Raw genomic sequence first — 10,544 nt, 5'->3', positions numbered from 1 at the left:
GGCGGACTCCACTCGAACGAAAATCGATAAATAAAAAGACAGAAACATTAAAGTTTTTTGACGCACATCGATAAGACCCAACCGGGTGACGTGCGAACCGCTATCTACGGTTTGTGCCCTAAGAACGATCCTGGATCGCGATCGGGACCGCGGATCATAGCGTAAACCGCCGCAGAGATCTTCTGTTTCTCACAGATTCTTTATGATTTATCCACAGGGCAATTCGGAACCGGCTAAGTGTAATCGATCCGCGCAGGCGTGCGGGACGTTTTAGTCCGCATATTGGAAAATTTAATGAGTAATGATGATTTCTTGCTTAAACGATCTAATGAAGATCCTGGAGGATCCTTGCGCTTTGCCGTTTGCCCCGTATAATTCTGCCCCCGGCGCGTCTTGCTCGTTTTCAGGCGTCGAATGCAGCTTATTTTTTGCGCGATTATGTGCGAAAATACGTGCGCTATAAGGAAAGAGAATTGACTCTGGAGTGTACAATTATTACAATCCGGCCTCTTTAATTACCCATGGCTTGCGCGCCTGTCGTTCGATATCCGTTCAGGCATACGCAAAAGTCAGTGAATTTATTCAAGTTTAGGTAGAAACCGCCATGAAACGCACTTTTCAACCGTCTGTACTGAAGCGCAACCGTTCTCACGGCTTCCGTGCTCGTATGGCTACTAAAAATGGTCGCCAGGTTCTGGCTCGTCGTCGCGCTAAAGGCCGCGCACGTCTGACCGTTTCCAAGTAATAAAGCTAACCCCTGAGTGGTTAAGCTCGCTTTTCCCAGGGAGTTACGTTTGTTAACTCCCACTCATTTCACTTTCGTCTTCCAGCAGCCACAACGGGCTGGCACGCCGCAAATCACCATCCTCGGCCGCCTGAATTCGCTGGGGCATCCCCGTATCGGTCTGACCGTCGCCAAGAAAAATGTTAAACGCGCCCATGAACGCAATCGGATTAAACGTCTGACGCGTGAAAGTTTCCGTTTACGCCAGCATGAATTGCCAGCAATGGATTTCGTGGTGGTGGCGAAGAAGGGGGTTGCCGACCTCGATAACCGTGCTCTCTCGGAAGCGTTGGAAAAATTATGGCGCCGCCATTGTCGCCTGGCTCACGGGTCCTGATAGCCCTGATTAGGGTCTATCAACGCCTGATTAGTCCGCTACTTGGGCCGCACTGCCGTTTCACCCCCACCTGTTCGCAATATGGAATTGAGGCATTGCGCAGGTTTGGTATGTTAAAAGGCAGTTGGTTGACAATGAAACGCGTATTAAAATGCCACCCTTTACACCCGGGTGGCGACGATCCCGTCCCGCCAGGACCTTCTAAAACCAGAGAACACTAACGATGGATTCGCAACGCAATCTTTTTATCATCGCTTTGTTGTTCGTGTCTTTCATGATCTGGCAAACGTGGGAGAAGGATAAAAATCCTCCTCCGGCGCAGCAGCAGACCACGCAGACTACGACCACCGCAGCGGGTAGCGCAGCCGACCAGGGCGTACCAGCCAGTGGCCAGGGGAAACTGATCACGGTGAAAACCGATGTGCTTGAGCTGACCATCAACACCCGTGGTGGTGATGTTGAGCAGGCACTGCTTCCGACATACCCGAAAGAGTTGGGCTCCAATGAGCCGTTCCAGTTACTGGAAACTACGCCGCAGTTTATCTATCAGGCACAAAGCGGCCTGACCGGTCGTGACGGCCCGGATAATCCGGCTAACGGCCCGCGCCCACTGTATAACGTAGAAAAAGATGCGTTTGTGCTGGCTGATGGTCAGAACGAACTGGCGATCCCGCTGACTTACACCGACGCGGCTGGCAATACCTTCACCAAAACCTTCACGCTGAAACGCGGCGAATATGCGGTGAACGTAGGCTACAGTGTGCAAAACGCCGGTGATAAACCGTTGGAAGTAGCAACGTTTGGTCAGCTGAAGCAATCCATCAATTTGCCTTCTCACCGCGATACCGGCAGCAGCAACTTTGCGCTGCATACCTTCCGCGGTGCGGCGTATTCCACGCCTGACGCGAAGTATGAAAAATACAAATTCGACACCATCGCCGATAACGAAAACCTGAACGTCAGCTCCAATGGCGGTTGGGTTGCGATGCTGCAGCAGTATTTCGCTACCGCATGGATCCCTCGTAACGAAGGTGCGAATAACTTCTATACCAGCAACCTGGGCAATGGCGTAGCCGCTATCGGTTATAAATCCCAGCCGGTACTGGTGCAGCCGGGTCAGACTACCGCGCTGAACAGCACCCTGTGGGTCGGCCCGGAAATTCAGGACAAAATGGCTGCGGCGGCGCCGCACCTGGATCTGACCGTGGATTACGGCTGGTTGTGGTTTATCTCTCAGCCGCTGTTCAAACTGCTGAAGTGGATCCACAGCTTCCTGGGTAACTGGGGCTTCTCCATCATCGCAATCACCTTCATCGTTCGTGGCATCATGTACCCGCTGACCAAAGCGCAGTACACCTCCATGGCGAAAATGCGCATGCTGCAACCGAAGATTCAGGCCATGCGCGAGCGTCTGGGTGACGACAAACAGCGTATGAGTCAGGAGATGATGGCGCTGTACAAAGCGGAGAAAGTGAACCCGCTGGGCGGCTGCTTCCCGCTGATTATTCAGATGCCTATCTTCCTGGCGCTGTATTACATGCTGATGGGTTCCGTTGAACTGCGCCATGCGCCGTTCGCACTGTGGATCCATGACTTGTCTGCACAGGACCCGTACTACATCCTGCCGATCCTGATGGGCGTAACGATGTTCTTCATCCAGAAGATGTCGCCGACCACCGTGACCGACCCGATGCAGCAGAAGATCATGACCTTTATGCCGGTCATCTTCACGGTGTTCTTCCTGTGGTTCCCGTCAGGTCTGGTGCTGTACTATATCGTCAGCAACCTGGTGACCATCATTCAGCAGCAGCTGATTTACCGTGGTCTGGAGAAGCGCGGTCTGCATAGCCGCCAGAAGAAAAGCTCCTGATACGCGAGCCGGGTAAGCGAAGCGCCACCCGGCAAAAGGAACAACAAACAAAGGGCGGTCAGTTGACCGCCTTTTTTATTTTGAGATTTCGGAAAACATACCATGAGCCATAACGACACTATCGTCGCACAGGCCACCCCACCGGGACGCGGTGGGGTGGGGATCCTGCGTATTTCGGGCGTAAAAGCGCGAGACGTGGCGCAGGCGGTGCTGGGCAAGCTGCCGAAACCGCGTTATGCCGACTATCTGCCATTCCAGGACGCTGATGGCAGCGCGCTGGATCAAGGCATTGCGCTGTGGTTCCCGGGCCCGAACTCCTTTACCGGTGAAGATGTACTGGAGCTACAAGGGCACGGCGGCCCGGTGATCCTCGACCTGCTGTTAAAACGCATACTGACCTTACCGGGGCTGCGCATTGCCCGGCCGGGCGAGTTCTCCGAGCGTGCGTTCCTTAACGATAAGCTCGATCTGGCGCAGGCTGAAGCGATTGCCGATTTAATTGACGCCAGTTCCGAACAGGCCGCGCGCTCCGCACTGAACTCGTTGCAGGGCGCTTTCTCTGCCCGTGTTAACCACCTTGTGGAAGCACTTACTCACCTGCGAATCTATGTGGAAGCGGCTATCGACTTCCCGGATGAAGAGATCGACTTCCTTTCAGACGGCAAAATCGAAGCCCAGTTGAACGACGTTATCGCCGATTTGGACGCGGTACGAGCTGAAGCGCGTCAGGGAAGCCTGTTACGTGAAGGAATGAAAGTGGTCATTGCTGGTCGCCCAAATGCAGGGAAATCGAGCCTGTTGAACGCGCTGGCCGGGCGTGAAGCCGCTATTGTGACGGATATTGCAGGCACCACGCGCGACGTATTGCGCGAGCACATACATATCGACGGTATGCCGCTGCACATTATCGATACCGCCGGTTTGCGCGAAGCCAGCGACGAAGTGGAACGTATCGGTATCGAACGCGCCTGGCAGGAGATTGAGCAGGCCGATCGCGTGCTGTTTATGGTTGATGGCACCACCACCGATGCGGTTGATCCGGCAGAAATCTGGCCGGACTTTATTGCCCGTCTGCCCGCCAGATTACCGATCACCGTGGTACGCAATAAAGCGGATGTTACCGGCGAGCCGCTGGGTATCAGCGATGTGAACAATCACTCACTTGTGCGTCTCTCCGCGCGTACCGGCGAAGGCGTTGACGTGCTGCGTCAGCATCTCAAGCAGAGTATGGGGTTTGACACCAGCATGGAAGGCGGTTTCCTGGCGCGTCGCCGGCACTTACAGGCGCTTGAAGCGGCCGCAGAGCATCTGCAACAGGGTAAAGCGCAACTGCTGGGTGCCTGGGCAGGTGAGTTGCTGGCCGAAGAGCTGCGCCTCGCGCAGCAGAACCTGAGTGAGATCACCGGCGAATTTACCTCCGATGATTTGCTGGGCCGTATCTTCTCCAGCTTCTGTATTGGTAAGTAATCGTACCGAACGGCCATAAAAATGGCCGTTCCTGTTATAACGACGAAGCCTCGTAAAGTGCGGGATTGGCCAAACAAAGTGTAAATATCCCCGCCAGGACTTTTCAGAAACCAATTTCCGCATTAAAACCTATGGACTATGGGCGATAATATTCACTATCGATTCGATTCATTCAGACCATTATCACGGAGAGAAAAATGGCTACGCATTTTGCACGAGGGATAATTTCCGAAGGGCATCTTGTCTCCACGCGACTACCGGTGTCCTGTCACGATACGGCTCGCCAGCTTCCTGAGCATCGCCGCACACGTTTTCTTGCTTCCCGTGCATTACTCGCTGAAATGATGTTTATGCTGTATGGCACCAGCGAACTGCCAGAGATAGTCATTGAATCCAGCGGCAAGCCGAAGTTTGCCGACGTGAGGCTGCCGCACTTTTCGCTGGCCTATGCCGGGAATATGGTGGGTGTCGCCATTACGACTGAAGGCGAATGCGGTCTGGATATGGAGTTGCAGCGCGCTACGCGCAGTTTTCACAGTGTGCACGCGCAGAAGCCCCTTTTCAGCAATAATGAACTGCTGTGGATCAATAACCAAAACGATCCCAACGAAGCGCAAACTCAACTTGTCACGCTGCGCCAGAGTGCAATGAAATTGATCCATCAAATGCACGATGATCAAGGCCTGCTGCAACTGTTGCCTGGCTCCGGACGTCTGCGTCTGACGCCGCTAACGCGGGTTGAAGTGATGTCTGATGCAGAAGATGTGCTGATCTGGTCTGTAGCGGTATCTCCGGCCATCGAAAGCCTGAAAATATGGGAATTCGATAGCCGTACAGGGTGGCGTTATCTCTCCGATGTGCAAACGCGCGCCAACGATCCCGCCTCCCGGTTAATGCGTTTCACCAGCTTGCCCGCAGAAAAAGCCCTGATCCTTAATTGATCCCATAATGAGGAGTCATCATGTCTGTTGAACTCAAGGTTGTGACCCTGCTCGGTAGCCTGCGTAAAGGCTCTTTTAATGCCATGGTCGCGCGCACATTGCCTAAGCTTGCGCCAGCGGGCATGGACATCACGCCATTGCCTTCGATTGCCAATATCCCGCTGTATGATGCCGATATTCAGCAAGAAGAAGGTTTCCCGGAAAGTGTGCAGGAACTTGCCGAACATATCCGTGCGGCTGACGGCGTGGTGATTGTGACGCCGGAATATAACTACTCAGTGCCGGGCGGCCTGAAGAATGCGATTGACTGGCTGTCTCGCTTACCAGAGCAGCCGCTGGCGGGTAAGCCGGTGCTGATTCAGACCAGCTCAATGGGCGCGATTGGCGGCGCGCGTTGCCAGTATCATCTGCGCCAGATCCTGGTGTTCCTTGATGCGATGGTCATGAACAAACCGGAGTTTATGGGTGGGGTGATTCAAAGCAAGGTTGATCAGCAGACGGGAGAAGTGGTTGATCAAAGCACGCTTGACCATCTGACTGGCCAGCTTACGGCTTTCGGCGAGTATATTCAGCGCGTTAAGCCGTAATGGAACCCCCTCCCGCAGCGCGAGAGGGGGAAAAGCATTAATGCGCGTCGATAAAGACGATTTTCAGCAGGAACAGCACCGCAACCACAATCACGCATGGGCTGAGATCGCGCAGGCGGCCAGTACCGATTTTCATCACGCAGTAAGAGATAAAGCCCAGCGCGATACCTTCGGTAATCGAGAAGCTGAACGGCATCATTACCGCAGTGATAAACGCCGGCACGGCTTCTGTCAGATCATGCCAATTCACACGCGCCAGGCTGGATGTCATCAGCACGCCCACATAGATCAGCGCACCCGCAGCAGCATAGCCTGGTACCATACCCGCTAACGGCGACAGGAAGATCACCAGCAGGAACAGCAGGCCAACCACCACCGCAGTCAGACCGGTACGGCCGCCAACAGAAACACCAGAAGAAGACTCGATATACGCGGTAACAGAAGAGGTACCGATAAAGGCACCAGTCACCGAAGAGACGCTGTCGACAAACAGCGCCTGCTTCATGCGCGGGAACTTACCACTTTCATCCACCAGCCCGGCTTTATCGGTCACGCCGATCAGCGTACCGGAGGAGTCAAACAGGTTCACCAGCATAAACGAGAAGATCACACCCGCCAGGCCAATATTAAAGGAACCGGCCAGATCCACATTACCGACAACGCTTGCCACGCTCGGCGGCGCAGAAACAATACCGTGATACTGCACATCGCCCAGCAGCCAGCCCAGCAGTGTAGTAACAACAATCGACACCAGCACAGCGGCGTGAATGTTGCGCGACGCCAGAATAGTGATGATAAAGAAACCAAGAACGCCCAGCAGAACGCTGTGGGAAGTCAGGTTACCGATGCTCACCAGCGTCTCTTTGTTCGGCACGATTACGCCAGCGTTTTTCAGCCCCATCATGCCAATAAACAGCCCAATACCGCTGGTGATACCCACGCGCAGACTGACCGGAATATTGGCGATCATCCAGTAACGAACGCGGAACAAGGTAAGCAGCAACAGACCCACCGCGCCCCAGAAGATTGCGCCCATGCCGATCTGCCAGGAAAGCCCCATGGCGCCAACAACCACAAACGCAAAGAAGGCGTTCAGACCCATTGCCGGTGCCAGCGCAACCGGCAGGTTAGCTACCAGCCCCATCAGGATGCTGCCGAACGCAGCAATCAGGCAGGTGGTCACAAATACTGCGCTGGTATCCATCCCGGCGACGCCCAGAATCTGGGGGTTAACAAAAACGATATACACCATCGTCAAAAACGTCGTGAAACCGGCGATCACTTCGGTGCGTGCCGATGTGCCGTGCTCGCGTAATTTAAACACGCGGTCAAGCAACCCCTGGCCCGAAGCCTGGGTAGTGTGTTGTTGGCTCATTATCAATTTCCGGAATAGGGGGGAAAATTCGTCGCTATCCTATACCAAAATGAGACAATATTGACGGTTATCACACACTTTTTTTCATTGAATTTGCTTATACGGCAACGATTGCGTTTCGCTATCTGCATTAAGTAAACGTTAAACTCGCAATAACAGGAAATGGCATGTCCCACATTGATGCAATATTTTTCGACTGTGACGGCACCCTGGTCGATAGTGAAGTTATTTGTTCCCGCGCCTATGTGCATATGTTTCAGGCTTTTGGCATCACACTGGCTCTGGAAGAGGTCTTTAAACGCTTTAAAGGCATGAAGTTATACGAAATTATTGATGTCATCGCCGGAGAGCGCGGTGTAAGCCTGGAGAAAGAGGCGCTTGAACCCATTTATCGTGCGGAAGTGGCGCGCCTGTTCGACAGCGAACTGGAAGTAATTGCCGGTGCGAACGCATTGCTGGATGCAGTGAGTGTACCGATGTGTGTGGTTTCTAATGGCCCGGTCAGCAAAATGCAACACTCATTGGGCAAATTAGGCATGCTACATCACTTTCCTGGAAAACTGTTTAGCGGTTATGACATCCAACGCTGGAAGCCCGATCCGGCGTTAATGTACCATGCAGCCAGAGCGCTGAATGTTGATCCTGTGAACTGTATTCTGGTGGACGACTCCTCCGCTGGGGCACAATCAGGAATCGCGGCAGGGATGGAAGTGTATTACTTCTGCGCCGATCCGCATAACAAACCCATTGATCACCCTAAAGTGACGACGTTCACTGATTTAGCGCAGCTGCCGGAACTCTGGCGTGCGCGTGGGTGGCATGTTACGCGTTAATCTAAACCACTAAACAGGATGTTTTTATGGCTCAGACAAACCGTTCTCTCCCGGTATTTAAGTACCACCCTCAGCCCCTGGACACGGGCGTCTTTTCACAAAGAAAAACTGTGACTTGCGCCTGCTGTGAACAGCTAACGGACGTGTATTACACCAACCCGTTTTACACCACAGCGGATGTCGATACCCTTTGCCCGTGGTGCATCGCGGATGGTTCCGCCGCGCAAAAATTTGGCGGCAGCTTTCACGATAAGTCCAGCATTGAAGGTGTGGACAGCCTGTTCGATGATGAGGGTGAATTTACCGGTTTCAAAAATCCGTGGCCGGAAGCCAGTTTGCAGGAATTGACTCAGAGAACACCGGGATATTGTGGCTGGCAGCAGGAGTACTGGCTGGCGCACTGTAATGATTTCTGCGCGTTTATCGGCTACGTTGGCTGGCAAGATATTGCTGACAAACTCGACCAGTTCGTGGATATTCAGGCCGATTGCGATGCCTTCGGCATGGATTATGAGAAATTACCGGAATACCTGCTCGATGGTGGCGACTGCCAGGGATATCTCTTCCGCTGCTTACACTGCGGCAAATTACGGTTATGGGCGGATTTTTCCTGAGCAGTTCCACGGAATAAGGAACAACAGATGTCGGAATTACTCGAACGTTATCAGGGCTGTTTGCTCGGCCTGGCCATCGGTGATGCCGTCGGCACGGCGGTGGAATTCAGTGCAAAAGATTCCTTTCCGCCCATCACCGACATGGTGGGAGGCGGGCCGTTTCATCTGCAGGCGGGGCAATGGACAGACGACACCTCTATGGCGCTGTGCCTTGCGGAAAGCCTGATCGCTCGCCAGGGGTTTGATGCAAAGGATCAGATGAACCGGTATATGAACTGGTGGCAATGGGGTTACTTAAGCGCCACCGGCCACTGTTTTGATATTGGTACGACAGTCGCACACGCATTGCAAAAATATGCGAATGACGGCGATCCGTTTGCCGGTTCCAGCCATCCCAGAACGGCAGGAAACGGTTCGTTAATGCGCCTCGCGCCGGTGGTGCTGTGGTATTTCCCCGATGAGTTATTGGCGCTGGAGTATGCCGAAGCCTCATCGCGAACCACGCATGCAGCACCAGAAGCGCTCGCCTGCTGTCGCCTGTTTGCACAAATGCTGATGAACGCCCTGAGCGGTAAAAGTAAGCGGGAAACGCTGACAGCTATCCCGCAGCTACCGGAACAGGAGAATCTGCGTCGCATAGCTGAAGGGAACTACCTGAAGAAAACGCGAGCGGAGATCTTCGGTACGGGTTACTGCGTGCAGAGTCTGGAAGCGGCATTGTGGTGCTTTGCGCAGGGTAAAAACTTTAAAGAAACTATCCTGCTGGCCACCAATCTCGGTGACGATGCGGACACCACCGCCGCTATCGCCGGGCAACTGGCTGGCGCGTATTACGGTATTAATGGAATCCCGCAGCAGTGGCAGGAAAAACTGTGGCAGTACGGGGATATTGATACTCTGGCGAGAAAGTTACTGGCCAAATAACCCTGCAACAAAAACCCCCTCACAGCGAGGGGGTTATCGTTATATCACTCTTTAACATCTTTTCCGGCGAGCAGTTTATCCAGCTCGTCGCCGCCAACATGACGGAAATCTTGTCCCTTCACGAAGTAGAAGATGTATTCGCAGATATTCTGGCAGCGGTCACCGATACGTTCGATAGAACGGGCACAGAACAGGGCGGTCAGGACGCTCGGAATGGTGCGGGAATCTTCCATCATGTAAGTCATTAGCTGACGTACGATGCCTTCGTACTCCTGATCCACTTTTTTATCTTCGCGATAGATCCGCACTGCTTCGTCCAGATCCATACGGGCGAAAGCGTCCAGCACATCATGCAGCATCTGCACGGTGTGACGGCCCAACGATTCCAGGCTCACCAGCAGCGGCTGGTGCTGCTGAGAGAACTTCTCCAGCGCAGTACGGCAGATTTTGTCTGCCACATCGCCAATACGTTCCAGCTCGGCAATTGTTTTGATGATCGCCATCACCAGACGCAAATCGCTCGCCGTTGGCTGGCGTTTTGCAATGATGCGCACGCAGGCTTCATCGATGGCGACTTCCATCATATTAACCTGTTTGTCGCCTTCAACAACGCGCCTGGCCAGCTCGCTGTCCTGATTGTGCATGGCGGTGATCGCATCAGAAAGCTGCTGCTCCACCATCCCACCCATGGTCATTACCTGAGTGCGGATACTTTCCAGCTCAGCGTTGAACTGCCCGGAAATATGTTTGTTAAGGTTGAGATTGTCCATGGTGCACTCCAAATGCCCGACAGATTTCACGTGGTAACAAGG

At 53.6% G+C, this 10,544-nt stretch carries 12 protein-coding genes; 10 read left to right on the top strand and 2 right to left on the bottom strand.

The window, feature by feature from the left end:
- Nucleotides 1–604: 604 nt before the first annotated feature.
- The 7 genes from rpmH to Y71_RS27960 all read left to right on the top strand — a co-directional run bounded on the left by rpmH (nt 605) and on the right by Y71_RS27960 (nt 5,986).
- Entirely contained in the window at nt 605–745 is a 141-nt protein-coding gene (rpmH, locus tag Y71_RS27990; protein WP_000831330.1) for a 50S ribosomal protein L34, read from the top strand.
- A 16-nt stretch (nt 746–761) separates the two neighbouring features.
- Nucleotides 762–1,121, top strand: coding sequence for a ribonuclease P protein component (gene rnpA / locus Y71_RS27985; RefSeq protein WP_035886831.1), 360 nt, complete (start codon nt 762–764; stop codon nt 1,119–1,121).
- Nucleotides 1,085–1,342: a membrane protein insertion efficiency factor YidD gene (gene yidD, locus Y71_RS27980; RefSeq protein WP_071531959.1), complete on the top strand. Its 258-nt coding sequence runs from the start codon at nt 1,085–1,087 to the stop codon at nt 1,340–1,342. The genes rnpA and yidD overlap by 37 nt, the downstream gene beginning before the upstream one ends.
- Nucleotides 1,343–1,344: 2 nt before the next feature.
- Complete coding sequence (gene yidC, locus Y71_RS27975; protein ID WP_007369395.1) at nt 1,345–2,991, top strand: membrane protein insertase YidC; 1,647 nt, start codon at nt 1,345–1,347, stop codon at nt 2,989–2,991.
- 102 nt (nt 2,992–3,093) lie between these two features.
- Nucleotides 3,094–4,458, top strand: coding sequence for a tRNA uridine-5-carboxymethylaminomethyl(34) synthesis GTPase MnmE (gene mnmE / locus Y71_RS27970; RefSeq protein ID WP_007369394.1), 1,365 nt, complete (start codon nt 3,094–3,096; stop codon nt 4,456–4,458).
- 197 nt (nt 4,459–4,655) lie between these two features.
- Nucleotides 4,656–5,399: a 4'-phosphopantetheinyl transferase family protein gene (locus Y71_RS27965; protein WP_007369393.1), complete on the top strand. Its 744-nt coding sequence runs from the start codon at nt 4,656–4,658 to the stop codon at nt 5,397–5,399.
- Nucleotides 5,400–5,419: 20 nt separating this feature from the next.
- On the top strand, nt 5,420–5,986 hold the full coding sequence (locus tag Y71_RS27960; RefSeq protein WP_007369392.1) for an NADPH-dependent FMN reductase: 567 nt from the start codon (nt 5,420–5,422) through the stop codon (nt 5,984–5,986).
- 37 nt (nt 5,987–6,023) lie between these two features.
- Here the strand turns inward: Y71_RS27960 and Y71_RS27955 are convergent, their stop codons facing one another.
- Nucleotides 6,024–7,361 carry an NCS2 family permease gene (locus Y71_RS27955; protein WP_007369391.1) on the bottom strand — a complete coding sequence of 446 codons (1,338 nt, stop codon included), beginning with the start codon at nt 7,359–7,361 and terminating at the stop codon, nt 6,024–6,026.
- A 167-nt stretch (nt 7,362–7,528) separates the two neighbouring features.
- Between Y71_RS27955 and yieH the strand changes: the two genes are divergently transcribed.
- From yieH to Y71_RS27940, 3 genes are read left to right on the top strand one after another with little or no spacing between them, the layout of a single operon-like run.
- Nucleotides 7,529–8,194: a 6-phosphogluconate phosphatase gene (yieH, locus tag Y71_RS27950; RefSeq protein ID WP_007369390.1), complete on the top strand. Its 666-nt coding sequence runs from the start codon at nt 7,529–7,531 to the stop codon at nt 8,192–8,194.
- Nucleotides 8,195–8,220: 26 nt separating this feature from the next.
- Nucleotides 8,221–8,808: a PF03691 family colicin E2 tolerance protein CbrC gene (gene cbrC, locus Y71_RS27945; protein ID WP_035886833.1), complete on the top strand. Its 588-nt coding sequence runs from the start codon at nt 8,221–8,223 to the stop codon at nt 8,806–8,808.
- Between the two features lie 27 nt (nt 8,809–8,835).
- A complete protein-coding gene (locus tag Y71_RS27940) occupies nt 8,836–9,732 on the top strand; it encodes an ADP-ribosylglycohydrolase family protein (RefSeq protein ID WP_007369388.1) in 897 nt (298 codons plus the stop codon).
- 44 nt (nt 9,733–9,776) lie between these two features.
- On the opposite strand, the gene phoU is transcribed toward Y71_RS27940, so the two are convergent.
- Entirely contained in the window at nt 9,777–10,502 is a 726-nt protein-coding gene (gene phoU, locus Y71_RS27935) for a phosphate signaling complex protein PhoU (RefSeq protein ID WP_007369387.1), read from the bottom strand.
- Nucleotides 10,503–10,544: the final 42 nt, after the last annotated feature.

Source organism: Kosakonia radicincitans DSM 16656 (assembly GCF_000280495.2).
GTDB classification, from domain to species: Bacteria; Pseudomonadota; Gammaproteobacteria; order Enterobacterales; family Enterobacteriaceae; genus Kosakonia; species Kosakonia radicincitans.
The sequence above is the reverse complement of the archived record's forward strand: the minus strand, read 5'-3'. Positions and strand labels throughout refer to the sequence as shown.

What these genes read in the sequence shown, in the direction of transcription:
- cbrC (WP_035886833.1), top strand. Translation starts at nt 8,221, where the DNA reads ATGGCTCAGACAAACCGTTCTCTCCCGGTATTTAAGTACCACCCTCAG.
- Y71_RS27965 (WP_007369393.1), top strand. Translation starts at nt 4,656, where the DNA reads ATGGCTACGCATTTTGCACGAGGGATAATTTCCGAAGGGCATCTTGTC.
- yidD (WP_071531959.1), top strand. Translation starts at nt 1,085, where the DNA reads ATGGCGCCGCCATTGTCGCCTGGCTCACGGGTCCTGATAGCCCTGATT.
- Y71_RS27955 (WP_007369391.1), bottom strand. Translation starts at nt 7,361, where the DNA reads ATGAGCCAACAACACACTACCCAGGCTTCGGGCCAGGGGTTGCTTGAC.
- phoU (WP_007369387.1), bottom strand. Translation starts at nt 10,502, where the DNA reads ATGGACAATCTCAACCTTAACAAACATATTTCCGGGCAGTTCAACGCT.
- yidC (WP_007369395.1), top strand. Translation starts at nt 1,345, where the DNA reads ATGGATTCGCAACGCAATCTTTTTATCATCGCTTTGTTGTTCGTGTCT.
- rpmH (WP_000831330.1), top strand. Translation starts at nt 605, where the DNA reads ATGAAACGCACTTTTCAACCGTCTGTACTGAAGCGCAACCGTTCTCAC.
- mnmE (WP_007369394.1), top strand. Translation starts at nt 3,094, where the DNA reads ATGAGCCATAACGACACTATCGTCGCACAGGCCACCCCACCGGGACGC.
- Y71_RS27940 (WP_007369388.1), top strand. Translation starts at nt 8,836, where the DNA reads ATGTCGGAATTACTCGAACGTTATCAGGGCTGTTTGCTCGGCCTGGCC.
- yieH (WP_007369390.1), top strand. Translation starts at nt 7,529, where the DNA reads ATGTCCCACATTGATGCAATATTTTTCGACTGTGACGGCACCCTGGTC.
- Y71_RS27960 (WP_007369392.1), top strand. Translation starts at nt 5,420, where the DNA reads ATGTCTGTTGAACTCAAGGTTGTGACCCTGCTCGGTAGCCTGCGTAAA.